This window comes from Aeromonas sp. CA23, assembly GCF_002587065.1.
GTDB classification, from domain to species: Bacteria; Pseudomonadota; Gammaproteobacteria; order Enterobacterales; family Aeromonadaceae; genus Aeromonas; species Aeromonas bestiarum.
The window spans coordinates 1,006,215-1,022,551 of record NZ_CP023818.1; the positions used below are offsets into that span (position 1 = coordinate 1,006,215).

The 16,337-nt window shown below is 60.8% G+C and carries 14 protein-coding genes; 9 read left to right on the forward strand and 5 right to left on the reverse strand.

The window, feature by feature from the left end; genetic code table 11:
- Positions 1–42: 42 nt before the first annotated feature.
- Entirely contained in the window at positions 43–1,404 is a 1,362-nt protein-coding gene (gene mnmE, locus CK910_RS04720; RefSeq protein ID WP_098981225.1) for a tRNA uridine-5-carboxymethylaminomethyl(34) synthesis GTPase MnmE, read from the forward strand.
- Between the two features lie 69 nt (positions 1,405–1,473).
- On the opposite strand, the gene fhuB is transcribed toward mnmE, so the two are convergent.
- From fhuB to CK910_RS04745, 5 genes are all read right to left on the reverse strand, one after another.
- Positions 1,474–3,456, reverse strand: coding sequence for a Fe(3+)-hydroxamate ABC transporter permease FhuB (fhuB, locus tag CK910_RS04725; protein ID WP_098981228.1), 1,983 nt, complete (start codon positions 3,454–3,456; stop codon positions 1,474–1,476).
- Complete coding sequence (locus CK910_RS04730) at positions 3,453–4,373, reverse strand: ABC transporter substrate-binding protein (RefSeq protein ID WP_098981231.1); 921 nt, start codon at positions 4,371–4,373, stop codon at positions 3,453–3,455. The genes fhuB and CK910_RS04730 overlap by 4 nt, the downstream gene beginning before the upstream one ends.
- A gap of 18 nt (positions 4,374–4,391) precedes the next feature.
- Positions 4,392–5,156: an ATP-binding cassette domain-containing protein gene (locus CK910_RS04735; protein ID WP_098981233.1), complete on the reverse strand. Its 765-nt coding sequence runs from the start codon at positions 5,154–5,156 to the stop codon at positions 4,392–4,394.
- Between the two features lie 46 nt (positions 5,157–5,202).
- Positions 5,203–6,849 (reverse strand): multidrug ABC transporter permease/ATP-binding protein, encoded by a 1,647-nt coding sequence (locus CK910_RS04740; protein WP_098981236.1) that lies wholly within the window; start codon positions 6,847–6,849, stop codon positions 5,203–5,205.
- An 83-nt stretch (positions 6,850–6,932) separates the two neighbouring features.
- Positions 6,933–9,038 (reverse strand): TonB-dependent siderophore receptor, encoded by a 2,106-nt coding sequence (locus CK910_RS04745; RefSeq protein ID WP_098981239.1) that lies wholly within the window; start codon positions 9,036–9,038, stop codon positions 6,933–6,935.
- Positions 9,039–9,412: 374 nt separating this feature from the next.
- On the opposite strand from CK910_RS04745, the gene mioC reads away from it, so the two are divergent.
- The 8 genes from mioC (at position 9,413) to atpE (ending at position 16,324) form a co-directional block, all read left to right on the forward strand.
- Positions 9,413–9,862 (forward strand): FMN-binding protein MioC, encoded by a 450-nt coding sequence (gene mioC, locus CK910_RS04750; RefSeq protein WP_098981241.1) that lies wholly within the window; start codon positions 9,413–9,415, stop codon positions 9,860–9,862.
- Positions 9,863–10,371: 509 nt separating this feature from the next.
- Positions 10,372–12,261 (forward strand): tRNA uridine-5-carboxymethylaminomethyl(34) synthesis enzyme MnmG, encoded by a 1,890-nt coding sequence (mnmG, locus tag CK910_RS04755; protein WP_043557322.1) that lies wholly within the window; start codon positions 10,372–10,374, stop codon positions 12,259–12,261.
- An 8-nt stretch (positions 12,262–12,269) separates the two neighbouring features.
- Positions 12,270–12,896 carry a 16S rRNA (guanine(527)-N(7))-methyltransferase RsmG gene (rsmG, locus tag CK910_RS04760; protein ID WP_043557321.1) on the forward strand — a complete coding sequence of 209 codons (627 nt, stop codon included), beginning with the start codon at positions 12,270–12,272 and terminating at the stop codon, positions 12,894–12,896.
- A gap of 26 nt (positions 12,897–12,922) precedes the next feature.
- Entirely contained in the window at positions 12,923–13,726 is an 804-nt protein-coding gene (locus CK910_RS04765; RefSeq protein ID WP_042037160.1) for a ParA family protein, read from the forward strand.
- Entirely contained in the window at positions 13,723–14,631 is a 909-nt protein-coding gene (locus CK910_RS04770) for a ParB/RepB/Spo0J family partition protein (protein WP_043557320.1), read from the forward strand. The genes CK910_RS04765 and CK910_RS04770 overlap by 4 nt, the downstream gene beginning before the upstream one ends.
- A gap of 190 nt (positions 14,632–14,821) precedes the next feature.
- Complete coding sequence (locus tag CK910_RS04775) at positions 14,822–15,232, forward strand: ATP synthase subunit I (protein WP_043557319.1); 411 nt, start codon at positions 14,822–14,824, stop codon at positions 15,230–15,232.
- An 8-nt stretch (positions 15,233–15,240) separates the two neighbouring features.
- Entirely contained in the window at positions 15,241–16,023 is a 783-nt protein-coding gene (gene atpB / locus CK910_RS04780; RefSeq protein ID WP_098981243.1) for a F0F1 ATP synthase subunit A, read from the forward strand.
- A 58-nt stretch (positions 16,024–16,081) separates the two neighbouring features.
- Positions 16,082–16,324: a F0F1 ATP synthase subunit C gene (gene atpE, locus CK910_RS04785; protein WP_005307205.1), complete on the forward strand. Its 243-nt coding sequence runs from the start codon at positions 16,082–16,084 to the stop codon at positions 16,322–16,324.
- Positions 16,325–16,337: the final 13 nt, after the last annotated feature.

The following is a 16,337-nucleotide window of genomic DNA, read 5'->3' on the forward strand; positions in this document are numbered from 1 at the left end:
ATTACAATGTCCCCCAATTACCGAGCAAATGAGCCAAGCAAGATGACAACAGATACGATCGTGGCCCAGGCCACCGCGCCCGGCCGTGGCGGCGTTGGCATAGTCCGGGTCTCAGGCCCCGCCGCCGAACAGGTCGCCGAGATAGTGCTCGGCAAGCGCCCCCGGGTGCGCTACGCCGAATATCTGCCGTTCAAGGATGAGCAAGGCCAACCGCTGGATCAGGGCATAGCCCTGCTGTTCAAGGCCCCCAACAGCTTCACCGGCGAAGATGTGCTGGAGCTGCAGGGTCACGGCGGTCCCGTCATCATGGACATGCTGGTGCGCCGTATTCTGCAGATAAAGGGGTTGCGCCCTGCCCGTCCCGGCGAGTTCAGCGAGCGCGCCTTCATGAACGACAAGCTGGACCTGGCCCAGGCCGAAGCCATCGCCGATCTGATCGAAGCCTCCAGCGAGCAGGCCGCCCGCAGCGCCATGCACTCCCTGCAGGGGCAGTTCTCCAGCAAAATCCAGCAACTGGTGGAGAGCCTGATCCGGCTGCGCATCTATGTGGAAGCCGCCATCGACTTCCCGGACGAGGAGATCGATTTTCTCTCCGACGGCAAGGTGGCGGGCGATCTGTACGCCATCATGGACGAGCTGGATGGCGTGCGCGGCGAAGCCAAGCAGGGCGCCCTGCTGCGGGAAGGGATGAAGGTGGTGATCGCCGGTCGTCCCAACGCCGGCAAGTCGAGCCTGCTCAACGCCCTGGCCGGACGCGAGTCCGCCATCGTCACCGAGATAGCCGGCACCACCCGCGACGTGCTGCGCGAGCACATCCACCTGGATGGCATGCCGCTGCACATCATAGATACCGCCGGTCTGCGCGACACCCAGGATCAGGTGGAAAAGATCGGCATAGAGCGCGCCTGGGCCGAGATAGAACAGGCCGACCGTGTGCTCTTCATGGTGGATGGCACAACGACAGATGCGATAGACCCGCGGGAGATCTGGCCGGAATTTGTTGATCGGTTGCCAAAAAACATCGGCCTCACGGTCGTGCGCAACAAGGCCGACCTGACCGGCGAAGATCTGGCGCCGAGCCAGGAGCTGGGCCATGCCGTCTACCGCATATCCGCCAAGACAGAGCTGGGGCTGCCCGCCCTGCGCGAGCACCTGAAAGCCTGCATGGGCTTCCAGGGCAACACAGAAGGGGGCTTCATGGCCCGCCGCCGTCACCTGGACGCGCTGGAGCGCGCCGCCGAGCGGTTGCTGGTGGCCAGGGATCAGCTGGAAATCTATGTCGCCGGTGAACTGGTGGCCGAAGAGCTGCGCCTGGCGCAGGAGTCCCTCTCCGAGATCACCGGCGAGTTCAGCTCCGACGATCTGCTGGGCCGCATCTTCTCCAGCTTCTGCATCGGCAAGTAACGCCGCACGGCAGGTAATAAAAAGCCCGGGGTCATCCCGGGCTTTTTTGTGCGTTTTTTCTTCGAAAACCTACAGCCGGCGCAGGCACCACATGAAGTAAGCGCCCCCTAACAGGGTGGAGACCAGCCCGACCGGCACGTCCTGCGGGAACAGGATCTGCTGGCCGATCCAGTCCGCCGACACCATCAGCAGAGCGCCGGACGCGGCGGCACCGAGCAGATGCCAACGGGCCCGCACCAGTCCCATCAGCTTAGCCATGTGCGGGGCCAGCAGACCGACGAAGGATAGCGGCCCCACCACCAGGGTGGCGCTGGCGGTGAGCACGGCCACCAACAGCAGTATGGCGAGCTGGGCCCGGTTGAGGCGAATGCCCAATGCGGTCGCCAGCGCCGACCCCATCGGCAGCAGATCGAGCCAGCGGCTGATGAGCAGGCAGGCTGCCAGCATCAATACCGCCAGTGCCACCAGCCCATAAGCCACCGGCAGGGTGACGTAATAGGTGGAGCCGGACATCCAGGAGAGCAGCTGCTGCACCCGCATGTCGCCGTTGGCCAGCGCTATGGCCTGCAGCGGCTCGAACAGCGCCGTGATGGCGATGCCGGACAGCAGGATCCGCTCCGGCTGGAAGCCGTGCTTGCGGTTGACCAGCACCAGCAGCAAGAGACAAGCGAAGGCGCCAAGCAGGCCGCCCAACAGCATAATGGGCAGCGGCAAAGCCGGCAGCAGCAAGGCCGTCGCTATCACCCCCATAAAGGTACCGCCGCTCACCCCCAGCAGCTCAGGGCTCGCCATGGGGTTGTTGCTGACCCGCTGCAGCAGGGTGCCCGCCAGCGCCAGCAAGACGCCGGCGGCACCGGCCGCCAGGGTGCGCGGCAGCCGCCACTCCAGCTGGGCCTGCCACCTGAGCCAGCTCGGCCAGCTCCAGCCAGCCATCCCCTGCCCGACCAGCAGGGAGCCTATGATGGCGAGCCCCAGGCCGAGCAGCAGTAAGGTGAGCAGCCGAGTCGGGGCCGGATGCCGTGCGACCGACAGGCCGCTTGCCCCCTTAGGCGCGCCGGACTTCAGGGCCAGCCGCGGGATCAGCCAGAGCAGCAGCGGCGCCCCCAGCAATGCCGTCATGGCACCGGTCGGGATCAGCACGGGCCAGACGTTGCTCAGGGTCTGCAGCAGCAGATCGGTGGCCGTCAGCAGCAGAGCCCCCAGGATTGGCCCCCACAACAGCCGTTGGCCGAGTCGACGGATCCCCAGCAGCCGCACCATGGCCGGCGCCGCCAGCCCGATGAAACCGATCAGCCCCACCACGCTCACCACGCAGGCGGTGACGAACACCGCCAGCCCGAGTCCGGCCAGTCGCAGCTGCAGCAAGGAAACACCCAGGCCGCGGGCGCTGGCATCATCCAGCTCCAGCACCGCCAGCGGGCGCACCAGCACAGCCGCCAGCCCACCCGCCACCAGCAGCCGTGGCAGCAGGTAGCTCACTCCGCTCCAGCTGTTCTGGGCCAAGGAGCCACTGCCCCACACCAGCAGTCCCTTCAGCTCCTCCTGAAAAAACAGCAGCAGCCCCATGCTGATGGCAGCGAGGTAGAGGTTGATCACCAGTCCCGCGAATACGATGACCACAGGATTGAGCTGACGGCGCCAGGCCAGGGCGAACACCAGCGCCATGGCGAGGCTGCCACCGGCCATGGCGATCCACTCCCGCCCCAGCAGCAGCCAGGAGGGGGCAAACAGGGTCACCATCATCAGCGCCAGCTGGGCGCCGGAGGCCACCCCCAAGGTGGTCGGCGAGGCGAGCGGGTTGCGCAGCACCTGCTGCATCAGGGTGCCGGCCAGACCGAGGGCAGCTCCGGCCAGCAGGGTCACCATCAGCCGGGGCAACCAGCTGAAGTGCACCACGGCCTGGCGGACATCATCCAGATTGGGCGAGAAGAGGGTTTGCCACCAGAGCGCGCCCGGCACCTGGCGGGCCAGATCCCAGCCAGCGAGCGAAAGAGTCAGCCCCAACAGGATCAAGGCCGGCCGCAGCAGCGGGGATGGGAATATGTGTTTCATTGGCTATCTCCCCTGGCATCCTGCTGCAATGCCTCGTTGAGCAGGCTGGCGAAGCGGCGGGCGGCGAGCACGCCACCGAAGCTCCAGACTGCGGGCAGATGCAGCACAGGTGCCTGCTGCACCAGCGGCAGATGCTGCCACAGGCCGGGCTCCTGCAGCCGCTCGCTCACCCCGACGGGGATGGGATCCACCACCACCAGCCGCGCGGCTGGCAGCGCCATGAACTGCTCTATGCTGGCCACCGAGAAACCCCAGGCATTGGTCTCCCCCTGCCAGGCATTGCGCAGGCCGAGTCGCTGCATCACGGCCTCGAACAGGCTGTGGCGGCCGAACACCCGCACATGGCGCTCATCGATGAACTGCACCACCAGCAGGGGCGGCAGATCCGCTGGCAACTCGGTCCGCATCTGCGCCAGATCCCGATCCAGCCCGGCCAGCAGCCTCTCGGCCTCGGCCGTTTTGTTCACCAGCGCCGCTATGGTCAGGGTCGCCTCATGGAGCCGCTGCCACAGATCGGTTTGCGGATCATAGAGAGCGATTGACTGCACGGGTGCGATGCGGGACAAGGTCGGTGCCAGCGGCGTCGCCAGCGGGGAGATGAGGATGCGATCGGGTTTCAACTCGGCCAGCAGCTCGCGGTTGGGCTGGGCCCGCAGGCCTATATCCACCACCTCGGCCGGCAGCAGCGGCTCGCCGACCCAGGCGCGGTAGGAGCTGACATCCCCCACCGCCAGCGGGGTCACCCCCAGCGCCAGCAGGGTTTCGGCTACGGTCCAGTCGACTGTGGCGATGCGGGGTACCGACTTCACAGCATCGGCTTGAGGGAAGTCTGCAGCGGCAGGCATCGCTGGCTCGGCCTGCAACATAAACGGAGCCAGGAGGCAGCAGAACCAGCCAGCTTTCTTTAATAAACTCATCGGGATAACAAGCCTTATCTAAACGATGGCGATGGCGTGGTCATGGGCCGGGTGACGAATGACCTCCATCGGGATGCCATAGATGGCGTGCAGGGTCTCGCTGGTCATGATCCGATCTGGCTCGCCATGGGTGAGCAGGCGGCCCGAGTGCAGCGCCACCAGCCGATCGCAGAAGCGGGAGGCCATGTTGATGTCGTGAATGACTATGATGACCCCGAGGTTGAGCTGACGGCTGAGCTGCCTGACCAGAGTCAGCACCTCCACCTGATGGGCCACGTCCAGCGCGGCCAGCGGCTCGTCCAGCAGGATGAAGCGGCTCTCCTGCGCCAGCAGCATGGCCAGCCAGACCCGTCCTCGCTCACCACCTGAGAGGGTATCCACCAGCCGGTCGGCGAAGCTTTCGGTATGAGTGAGGGCGATGGCCCGCTCGACCTGACGCTGATCCTCCTCCCCCATGCGGCCCAGCAGACCGCGCCAGGGATAGCGACCCATCTCCACCAGCTCGCGCCCGAGCAGGTTCTCGGCGCTCGGCAGATGCTGGGGCAGATAGGCCACCTGACGGGCGAAGTCCCGGTTGCCCCACGCCTGCAGCGGCTTGTCATCGAACAGGATCTCGCCGTCACTCAGGGGCTGCTGGCGCGCCAGCAGCTTGAGCAGGGTGGATTTTCCCGAGCCGTTGTGGCCTATGAGGCCATAGACCCGGCCCTGCTCGAAACGCAGGTCCGTTGGGTGCAGCAGCTGGCGGTCGTTTACCGCGAAGCTGGCGGCTTTCATCTCAAACATAAGCAATTCCTGTGCTGGCCTGATGCCAATCTCATCGGTGCCGGCATCAAGCCGGCACCTCGCAATCCAGATGGGCTACGGCATCCCGGCTGACCTGCTCGCGTCGTTCGCCGGTCAGTTCGGTGAGCTGACCCTGGCGCATCTCCAGCAGGCGATCGGCAAGCGCGAAGTAGTGATCGTCGTGGCTGATGGCGATCACCGTCTTGCCCATCGCCTTGAGGCGCGGCAGCAGCAGCTGATAGAAGATGCGGCGGAACTGGGGATCCTGATCCGCGGCCCACTCGTCAAACAGCATCACCTCACGCTGCTCGGCCAGCGCCAGCAGCAGGGCGACCCGCTTGCGCTGCCCCTGGGAGAGGTCGATATCGGCGATGAAGCCATCCTCGATGGCAAGCTTGCTGCCCATCTGCAACCGATCCAGCCACTCAGCCACCAGCTCAGCCTTGGGCTCGGGCCCCAGCAGGTGCTGGAACAGGTGGTAGTCGGTGAAGATGGCGGAGAAGAGCGCCAGATAGGCGTTGCGATCCGTGACGGGCTCGCCATCTTGCAGGATCCGGCCAGACACCGGCTGATAGAGGCCGGTCAGCAGCATGGCCAGGGTCGACTTGCCGGAGCCGTTGCCGCCTATGATGAAGACTTGCTCCCCCCGCTCGATCACCAGATTGATGGGGCCCACGGCGAAGCCGCCCTCCCCCTGATAGTGAAAGCTCACCTGCTCCAGCTCGATGCGTTGCCAGGCACGGGGCGCGGGCGGCAGCGGGAAGTCGGGATCCGGCTCGGCCAGCGCCAGTGCGGCTATCTTGTCGAATGCCACCTGGGCGGAGAGCAGGGTCGGGAGGGCGCCAATCCCCTGCAACAAGGGCGTGCGCAGGAACAGCAGGGTCAGCGCAAAGGTGGCGGCCACATTGGTGTTGGCCCAGCCCAGCCCGTTGGCCAGGAAGAAGACCAGGCCTATGGCCCCCAGCATCATGATATTCGACCAGTTCACCGCGCTCAGGTGATAGGTGTCGGCGCGGATGATCTGCTGGCGATAGTCACGGGCGTTCTGTTCATAGAGCTGGTGGTAGACGAAGTGAGCCCGCTCGCGGTTGAGCGCCAGCTCCTTGCTGCCAGCTATGATGGCCTGATAGTTCTGGTAGAGCCTGTCCTCGGCCTGACGCATATGGGACAGGTGGTGATAGACGCGGTTCACCAGCAGCCAGCCCACCACCATGGTGACGGTGACCCAGAGGGCGGTGACGCCGAGCAGGGCCGGCGAGAGCCAGCCGAGATAGAGGGCCGAGCCCAGGGTGAGCACCAGCCCCTGCACCAGCTCGGGCAGGCGCACGAAGGCGATGGTGATCTGGCCTATGTCGCTGGAGAGGGACGCCAGCAGCGGCCCCTGGCCAAGCTGGCGAATGCGGGCGACATCGGTATCCAGCAACTGCTTGAGCAGACGGCCCCGCAACCGGTAGACAAAATGATGACCGAGTGTGGTCAGGGCCAATTGAGAGCCGAGTGTGATCACCAGCAGCAACAGGATCAAGCCAAGCAGTTGGCCAAGTACCGGCAGCGGATCGCCGACGGATTCGACGAGAGAGTGATTGATAAAGGCAATGACGCCGATCCCGCTCACTGCGCTGAGCAGGCTGAGCAGGGTAATGGCGATGAAGGGCCAACGATATTGGCGGTAAACCAGAGACAAGAGTTCCATAACGGACCGGTATTCTAGAGATATGCTAGGAGCAATGTGCAGGGAAAAAGGAGAGCGGGAGCCTGGTTCCCGCCCTTCTTCGATTACCAGCGGTAGTTGATGCTGCCCACTACGCTGCGCGGCTCGCCGTAGTAGCAGTAGTAGTCACAGCTCGCCACATAGGTATCACCCAGCAGGTTGTTGACGTTGAGCTGGGCTCGCCAGTTCTTGGCAAAGTCATACCCGATCATCGCATCCCACACGGTATGGGCCGGCACCTGAGCCGAACCATAGATGGGGGTGTAGTCCGCATTCACGGCACCTATGCCGACACTGGAGCCGACATAACGCACGCCGGATCCCAGTTCCAGACCGGAAACCGGACCCTGCTGCACCTTGTAGTTGCCCCAGAAGGAGGCCTGGTGGCGCGGGATCAGGCTGGCACGGCGATCGCCCTTGCCGGTGTCGTTGGTCTTGGCATCGGTATAGGTGTAAGCGGCGGTGAGACGCAGTGCCTCGGTGGCCTGCACGCTCCCTTCCAGCTCGACGCCCTGGGAGGTCACTTCACCGGCCTGGGTTTGCTGACCGGACCCTGTAGAGACCAGCGAGTTGGTCTGCTCCAGATCGAACAGGGCCAGGTTGATGTAGCCGTCGAGGAAGCTCGGTGCGTACTTGACGCCTGTCTCGTACAGGGTGCCCTTGAGCGGCTTGTAGGACTCGCTGGTGTTGGGGTCGATCCCCGGCAACACCTCGAACGACTCGGCGTAGGCAATATAAGGAGAGAGACCGTTGTCGGCCAGGTACATCAGGCTGCCGGAGAGGGAGAGCTCGTGATCATACTGCTTCTCGTTCTTGCCCTTGGCTTCGCTGATGTTGTGGGTCTCCACGTAGTCGAAGCGACCGCCGCCGGTCAGCAACCAGCGATCGTCCCAGCGGACCTGGTGCTGGGCGTAGAGGCCGCTCTGGCCCTTGGTGCTCTTCTGGTGGGTGGCGGTGGATTCATCAAAACCGGGGAAGCCGCTGTAATCCGGGTTCATGGTGTTGATGGAGCCCATGCCGTAGTTGTCGGCTTCCTGGCCTTCGTTGACGTGACGCTGCAGATCCAGCCCCAGCAGCAGGGTCTGTTCCGTGCTGTCGGTGTTCCAGTAACCCACCATCTGGTTGTCCATGGTGGCACTCTTGGTGTTGCCATCCCGGTAGACCAGACCGCGGAAGGCGGTGGTGCCTTCATAGGTCGGGAAGATATAGGTCTGACGCAGCAGCAGATCGTTGTAGTTGAAGCGGACGTTCTGCTTGAACTCCCAGGTCTGGTTGAGCTGGTGAGCCAGCTCGTAACCGGTGGAGATCTGGGTGTTGCGGTTGCGATCGTAATCCGGCTGGCTCAGGTTGGTGGAGGGATCGATCTGGCCGCCGCTGGTATTGAGGGTGCCGTAGACGGGGAAGAAGCCGTTGGTCGGTACCCCTTCGTCGTGCAGCAAGCTGGCCAGCAGGGTCAGGCTGGTGCGATCCGAGAGATCAAAGGTCACGCTCGGCGCCAGATAGACGCGATCGTTGTAAGTACCATCCAGCACGCCATCACGCTCTTTATAGAGGGCAACCATGCGGTAGCGGCTGTTGTCGGTCAGCGCATCGGAGACATCCACCCCGATCTGGCGATGATCCCGGCTGCCCAGTTGCAGATCCAGCAGCCCCTGCGGGGTGGCGGTCGGCCGCTTGCTGATGGCATTGATCACGCCACCGGGAGGCGCCTCGCCGTAGAGGATCGAGGCCGGCCCTTTCAGCACTTCCACGCTCTCCAGGCCGAACGGCTCGGGCGTCCAGACATAGTAACCTGTGCCGAACAGGCGGTTGCCGTCCAGATAGGAGGCGGCATCGAAGCCACGCACCTTGAACCAGTCGGTATTGTTGTCGGAGCCATAGAGGCCGGTCAGCACGCCGGAGCGGTAGCGCAGGGACTCGTCAAGCTGCTGCACGGCGTGCTGATCCAGATCCTCGCGGTTGACCACTGAGACGGCGCGAGGCGTCTCGGCCATGGGCACTTCCACCTTCATGGCAGTGCCTGTCACCACCATGGTTTCGCTGGCCTTGGGCAGTTCTTTCGGTTGTTCAGCCAACACTGGCAGGCTTGCCAGCAGGCAGGAGAGCGGCAGCAGATGCTGGGCCCCTCTCTTTCGCATCGCTGCGATTGGGGTGTTTTTTTGCGCAATCATATAAGTGTCTCAAATATCAATGAGTTGTTTCTGGTTTCTTATTATTGGTGCCCGGTCATGCCGGTCGGCCCGGTTCCGCAGGCGAATAAAGCAGCGTCATGCTACTACAGGAGCCATGATCGAATCGATTCAATAATTGCTAATCATTTGCATCTGCATTGTTACTTAACGTATCAAGCAGGCGATTTTCGGGCAGAAGAGGAAGGGAGCAGACGGAGGCATCTCTGCTAAAAAGATCGGAGGAAAGAAGAAATCGAGGGATCCTGCTTTATATAAGGAAAGAAAAGAGGATCCATTATCCCCAAGCTTTATCCATATTTATCCACACCCTTTGACGGTAGAATCCGGGTTCCGCATTTTTCAGGATCCATTCCATGGCCAAACTCAATCTCGTCGTCGGCTCCATGCTGGGCGCCGCCGAATATGTCGCAGACCACGTCGCCAACCTGCTGGAACAGGCAGGCCATCAGGCCGAGATCCACAATCCGGCCACGCTGGCCGAGGTGCTGGCCGAACCGGACGCCATCCTGCTGGTGGTCACTTCCACCCACGGCGCTGGCGACGTGCCCGACAACCTGCAACCCTTCGCCAAGGATCTTGCCGAGCAGCATCCGGATCTTAATGCATTGAAATATGGCGTGATCGCCCTCGGCGACAGCAGTTATGACACCTTTTGCCAGGGTGGCAAGACGCTGGATCGGCTGCTGGCCGAGTGCGGCGCCAGCCGGATCGGGGATCGTCTCGACATAGATGTCACCCAGCACGAGATCCCGGAAGATGCCGCCGAAGCCTGGATCCAGGGCTGGATGCAGTTGATCGCCTGATCAGGGCCTGGGAGATCCGGCAGAAAAGTCTTGATCTCCCCGTTTACCCCCAGATCGCTATCCACCAGGTTATTAACAGATTGATCCTGACGACTTGTTCTACATGGTTACCCACAACGACCGGGGGTAATGTGCATAACTATAGTGTAAAGCTCTGCAAAACCTATAGTTATCCATGTATGAGATCCAGCCCGCCAGCCGCCTGTGTATAAAAGCACTGGTTATCCCCCTGTTCACGGGGCCAGGATCCAAGCTTTTCCACAAGCTGAGATCGCCTTTAACCAGATGATCTTTATGATCAAAAAGCGCTTATCAACAGAAATGGTGGATCCTAATAAAAGATCCAATAAAAGATCGATCTAAAGATCCTTAAGATCTATTAAGTGGATCCTCCCTCCATACTGACCGTTAAGTAGACGTTCCCCTCAGGACGCGAAACAGATAGAATGTTCCGCCCCTCAGCCCAGGCAAACAACGATCTTCAGGCGTGCAGATCAAGGTGATCCCCAATGCAATACCATGAACAATTTGATGTGATCGTCGTCGGTGGCGGTCATGCAGGAACCGAAGCAGCAACAGCGGCAGCCCGTATGGGTCTGAATACCCTGTTGCTGACCCACAATATCGATACGTTGGGACACATGTCCTGTAATCCGGCGATCGGCGGGATCGGCAAGGGACACCTGGTCAAGGAAGTTGACGCCCTCGGCGGGATCATGGCGCGAGCCATAGATCTTGGCGGGATCCAGTTCCGTACCCTGAACTCCTCCAAGGGACCAGCGGTACGAGCCACCCGTGCTCAGGCGGATCGACTGCTCTACAAAGCCGTCGTGCGCCAGATGCTGGAGAACTACCCGAACCTGAAGATCTTCCAGCAGGCCTGTGACGATCTGATCATGGACGGGGATCGTGTTGCCGGTGTGGTCACCCAAAGCGGGATCCGCATCAGCGGCAAGACTGTGGTGCTGACCGTAGGCACCTTCCTGAATGGCTTGATCCACATAGGGATGGAAAACTACAAGGGCGGCCGCGCCGGGGATCCTCCCTCGATCGCCCTGGCTCAACGGCTGCGCGAGATGCCGCTGCGCATCGATCGCCTCAAGACGGGTACACCGCCGCGGATCGATGCCCGCAGCGTCGATCTCTCCGTGATGCAGGCCCAGTACGGCGATGATCCGCGCCCCGTCTTCTCGTTTATCGGCAACGCCAGCCAGCACCCCCGTCAGGTGCCCTGCTACGTCACCCACACCAACGAGCGTACCCACGACGTGATCCGCAACAATCTGGATCGCAGTCCCATGTATGCCGGAGTGATCGAAGGGATAGGCCCGCGCTACTGCCCGTCGATCGAAGACAAGATCACCCGCTTCGCGGACAAGACAGCACACCAGATTTTTGTCGAGCCGGAAGGCCTGACCACCCACGAACTCTACCCGAACGGGATCTCCACCAGCCTGCCATTCGACGTGCAGGTGCAGATAGTGCGTTCCATTCGTGGTTTCGAAAATGCCCACATCACCCGCCCCGGCTACGCCATCGAATATGATTTCTTCGATCCGCGGGATCTCAAGGCCAACATGGAGAGCAAGTGCATCGGCAACCTGTTCTTCGCCGGCCAGATCAACGGCACCACGGGTTACGAAGAGGCCGCGGCCCAGGGCCTGATGGCCGGTTTGAACGCCGGTCTGCGTGCCCAGGACAAGGATCCCTGGCATCCGCGCCGGGATCAGGCCTATATGGGCGTGATGATGGACGATCTCTCCACTTTGGGGACCCGCGAGCCCTACCGCATGTTCACCAGTCGTGCCGAATATCGCCTGCTGCTGCGGGAAGACAACGCCGACCTGCGCCTGACCGCCATCGGCCGCGAGCTGGGTCTGGTGGATGACGAGCGCTGGGGCAAATTCAACGCCAAGATGGAACAGGTGGAGCTGGAGCAGCAGCGCATGCGTTCGACCTGGATCCACCCGCAACATCCGTCGCTGGAGGCGGTCAACGCCTTGGTCAATGCCCCGCTGACCCGCGAGCAGAGTCTGGAAGAGCTGCTGCGTCGTCCCGAGGTGACCTACGATGCGCTGATGGCCATCGAAGGCGTGGGCCCGGCGCTGAGCGATCGCGCCGCCGCCGATCAGGTGGAGATCCAGATCAAGTACGCCGGTTACATCGAACGTCAGCACGACGAGGTGGAGAAGCAGCTGCGCAACGAGAACACCCTGTTGCCGCTGGACATGAACTACCGCGACGTCAACGGTCTCTCCAACGAGGTGATCGCCAAGCTGAGCGATGCCAGGCCGCAGACCATAGGTCAGGCTTCCCGCATCTCCGGCATCACCCCGGCAGCCATCTCCATCCTGCTGGTTCACCTGAAGAAACACGGCCTGCTGCGTAAAACCGCCTGAGGATCCCCATGCTGGAAAGATTGAACGGCCTGCTCATGCAGGCCGGTATTGTTATCACCGACACCCAAAAGACCCAGTTGGTTCAGCTTGTCGAGTTGCTGCACAAGTGGAACAAGGCTTACAATCTCACCTCGGTGCGTGATCCGGACGCCATGCTGGTCAAGCATATCCTCGACAGCCTGGTGGTGAGCCCTCACCTGCACGGTGAACGTTTCATCGATGTGGGCACAGGCCCTGGGCTGCCTGGCTTGCCGCTGGCCATCATCAATCCGGACAAGCAGTTCGTGCTGCTGGACAGTCTGGGCAAGCGGATCAACTTCATCCGCCAGGTGATCCAGGAGCTGGGCTTGACCAATGTGACGCCCGTCAAATCCCGGGTTGAAGAGTATCGGCCCGAGGTGGGTTTCGATGGCGTACTCAGTCGGGCCTTTGCCTCGCTGGAGGACATGCTGACCTGGTGTCATCATCTGCCGTCGGCCCAGGGCAGCTTCTTGGCGCTCAAGGGGCAATACCCCGGGCCCGAGCTGGCTCAACTGCCTGCCAACATACGTCTGGTCGCCTCCCATCAACTGGTGGTGCCGGAACTGGAAGGCGAACGTCATCTGCTGGAATTCAAACATGTCCAGCCCGAATAGGGTCGCAGTTTCATTTAGGGGATAGTGTGGGAAAAGTCATCGCCATAGCCAACCAGAAGGGTGGAGTGGGTAAAACCACCACCTGTGTGAATCTGGCCGCCTCCCTGGCCGCCACCCGGCGCAAGGTGCTGGTGATCGATCTGGATCCGCAGGGCAATGCCACCATGGGCAGTGGCGTCGACAAGTACGAAGTCGAGCGCACCGCCTATGAGCTGCTGATCGAAGACGCCCCCATTGGCGAGGTGATCATCCCCGAAACCTCGGGGGGCTATCACCTCATCGCCGCCAACGCCGACGTGACCGCGGCCGAAATCCGCCTGATGGAATTCTTTGCCCGCGAGATCCGCCTGCGCAATGCGCTGGCCTCGGTACGGGACAAATACGATTACATCTTCATCGACTGCCCGCCTTCTCTCAACATGCTGACCGTGAACGCCATGGCCGCCGCCGATTCCGTGCTGGTGCCCATGCAGTGCGAATACTATGCGCTGGAAGGGCTTACCGCCCTGGTCGACACCATCAGCAAGCTGGCAGCCGTGGTCAATCCTGAGCTGAAGATCGAAGGGGTGCTGCGCACCATGTTCGATCACCGCAACCGGCTGGCCAATGATGTGTCCGATCAGCTGAAACAGCATTTCGGGGACAAGGTCTATCGCACCATAATCCCCCGCAACGTAAGACTGGCGGAGGCGCCGAGCTTCGGTGCCCCGGCCATGCACTATGACAAATCATCGGTGGGCGCCAAGGCCTATCTGGCGCTGGCTGGCGAGATGCTGCGCCGCCAGGAGCAGGAGCGTCAGGTGACCATCGCAGACCGAGAGAGCATATGACGCCGAAAAAACGTGGACTGGGCAAGGGGCTGGACGCCCTGCTCAGCACCAGCACGGCCGCGCGCCAGAAACAGGTGATGAGCGACCAGCGTACCGAGCAGGCCATGGCCCCCACCAATCAGGGGGAGCTGCGCAGGCTGCCGGTGGAGTGGTTGCAGTCCGGCAAGTACCAGCCACGCAAGGACATGTCGCAGGATGCACTGGAAGATCTGGCCAATTCCATCCGTGCCCAGGGCGTGATCCAGCCGATCGTGGTGCGCCCCCTCGGCGAGCAATCCTTCGAAATCATCGCCGGCGAGCGACGCTGGCGTGCCTCCCAGCTGGCCCGGCTCGATGTGGTGCCCTGCATCGTCAAGGATGTGCCCGACGAGGCGGCTGTCGCCATCGCGCTGATTGAGAACATCCAGCGCGAAGATCTCAATGCCATCGAAGAGGCGGTCGCCCTGCAGCGGCTGCTGACCGAATTCGAGCTGACCCACCAGCAGGTGGCCGAGGCGGTAGGCAAGTCCCGCACCACAGTCACCAACCTGTTGCGCCTCAACCAGCTCAACGACGACGTCAAACGTTTCGTCGAGCACGGCGATCTCGACATGGGTCATGCCCGCGCCTTGCTGGCGTTGAGCGGCCAGGCCCAGTCCGAACTGGCCAAGCTGGTCGCCCAGAAGGGGCTGACAGTGCGAGATACCGAGAAGCTGGTTCAAAAAGCGCTGGAACCGGCAAAAGCCAGGGTTGAACCCGTCCGTGATCCCCAGTTTGGTTACCTGGAGCGCCAGATTTCAGAAAAAATTGGCAATCAGGTACAACTTCAGCCGGGAAAACAGGATAGCGGCAAGTTAGTAATAAGTTACGAGAACTTGGCGGATTTGGACCGGGTATTGGGCTATTTTGGCCTGTCAGAAACGTGATTTTTACGCTTTTTGTAGTAATAAAACATCCATTCCTTTTGATATGGACATAACCTTGATTCTGTGCGGAAAGCCGCAAAAATTAAGGATTTTTGCCATGTTGCAATAGCTGTCTTCAAGGGTATAATTTGACCGGCTTTTAGGGCTGTAAACACGGGGTCTTCGGATCCCGATTTTTTACAGTTCTGTAATGTTCAGGGGTAGGTTGGTGAAGCAGAAAATAGCCTTGGAAGGTTTGACGCTGGCCTTGGCTATGCTCGTTTGTCAGCTCGTCCTGATCCTGGCGATCAGTACCGTCTGGTTTTACCAGACCGGTGCGTTTGCCGGACGTTCCTCCCTCTATGGGGGGAGCATGTACTGGGTTCCTCAAGCCCTGTTCACGCTCTGGGTTCTGCGCCGCAAGGTGACGAAGGAGAGTGTGGGCCTGGTTCTGCGGGACTTTTATGGTGGGGCAGGGATTAAGCTCATTACTACAACAGGACTTTTCGCCCTGATGTTTGGCGCCGGGATCGAGGTCGATACCGTCTCGTTCTTTGCCACTTATATCCTCGCCCTCGTTGTACAGTGGATAGTCTCATTCACGCTTAACAACCACTATTAGGAAAACTCATGTCTGCAACCGGAGAAGTCCTGACTCCTCAGGGATATATCTCCCACCATCTGACCCATCTGCAAGTCGGGTCTGGGTTCTGGACAGTCAATGTCGACTCAATGATATTTTCTGTTCTGTTGGGCATTCTGTTTATCTGGTCTTTCCGCCGTGTAGCCGTCAACGCTACCAGTGGTGTCCCCGGTAAGCTGCAGTGCTTTGTGGAGATGCTGGTCGAGTTTGTGAGTGGTAACGTCAAGGACATCTTCCATGGTCGTAACAAGGTCATCGCACCTTTGGGCCTGACGGTGTTTGTGTGGATCTTCCTGATGAACCTCATGGATCTGATCCCAGTTGACTTTATCCCCCACGCTGCACAGTTGATGGGTGTTCCCTATCTGCGTGTGGTTCCCTCTGCTGACGTTAACATCACCATGTCCATGGCTTTGGGCGTGTTCTTCTTGATCCTGTACTACAGCATCAAGGTCAAGGGTATCAGCGGGTTTGTGAAGGAGCTGACGCTTCAGCCTTTCAACCACCCGGCTGCCATCCCGGTTAACTTCATCCTTGAAACCGTCACGTTGATTTCCAAACCTGTTTCTCTGGGTCTACGACTGTTCGGCAACATGTATGCTGGCGAACTGATCTTTATCCTGATTGCGGGTTTGTTACCCTGGTGGTCACAGTGGATCCTGTCCGTGCCTTGGGCAATTTTCCACATCCTGATCATCACTTTGCAGGCGTTTATCTTCATGGTTCTGACCATCGTATATCTGTCGATGGCACAAGAAGACCATGGTTGATGCAACTCAAATAATCCTTTTTATACAATCAATTACATCTAAATAAATGGAGATCCTCATGGAAAACTTGAACATGGACCTGCTGTACATCGCTGCTGCAATGATGATGGGTCTGGCGGCTATCGGCGCGTCCATCGGTATCGGTATCCTGGGTGGCAAGTTCCTGGAAGGTGCAGCTCGTCAGCCTGACCTGATCCCTGTTCTGCGTACCCAGTTCTTCATCGTGATGGGTCTGGTGGATGCGATCCCGATGATCGCCGTTGGTCTGGGTCTGTACGTGATGTTTGCGGTTGCTGGCTAAGTCTCAACGACTC

Bases quoted from the DNA above. Each gene is read 5' to 3' on its own strand.
- CK910_RS04745 (WP_098981239.1), bottom strand. From the start codon at position 9,038: ATGATTGCGCAAAAAAACACCCCAATCGCAGCGATGCGAAAGAGAGGG.
- atpB (WP_098981243.1), top strand. From the start codon at position 15,241: ATGTCTGCAACCGGAGAAGTCCTGACTCCTCAGGGATATATCTCCCAC.
- CK910_RS04770 (WP_043557320.1), top strand. From the start codon at position 13,723: ATGACGCCGAAAAAACGTGGACTGGGCAAGGGGCTGGACGCCCTGCTC.
- CK910_RS04735 (WP_098981233.1), bottom strand. From the start codon at position 5,156: ATGTTTGAGATGAAAGCCGCCAGCTTCGCGGTAAACGACCGCCAGCTG.
- rsmG (WP_043557321.1), top strand. From the start codon at position 12,270: ATGCTGGAAAGATTGAACGGCCTGCTCATGCAGGCCGGTATTGTTATC.
- mnmG (WP_043557322.1), top strand. From the start codon at position 10,372: ATGCAATACCATGAACAATTTGATGTGATCGTCGTCGGTGGCGGTCAT.
- CK910_RS04730 (WP_098981231.1), bottom strand. From the start codon at position 4,373: ATGAGTTTATTAAAGAAAGCTGGCTGGTTCTGCTGCCTCCTGGCTCCG.
- atpE (WP_005307205.1), top strand. From the start codon at position 16,082: ATGGAAAACTTGAACATGGACCTGCTGTACATCGCTGCTGCAATGATG.
- mnmE (WP_098981225.1), top strand. From the start codon at position 43: ATGACAACAGATACGATCGTGGCCCAGGCCACCGCGCCCGGCCGTGGC.
- mioC (WP_098981241.1), top strand. From the start codon at position 9,413: ATGGCCAAACTCAATCTCGTCGTCGGCTCCATGCTGGGCGCCGCCGAA.
- CK910_RS04740 (WP_098981236.1), bottom strand. From the start codon at position 6,849: ATGGAACTCTTGTCTCTGGTTTACCGCCAATATCGTTGGCCCTTCATC.
- fhuB (WP_098981228.1), bottom strand. From the start codon at position 3,456: ATGAAACACATATTCCCATCCCCGCTGCTGCGGCCGGCCTTGATCCTG.
- CK910_RS04775 (WP_043557319.1), top strand. From the start codon at position 14,822: ATGTTCAGGGGTAGGTTGGTGAAGCAGAAAATAGCCTTGGAAGGTTTG.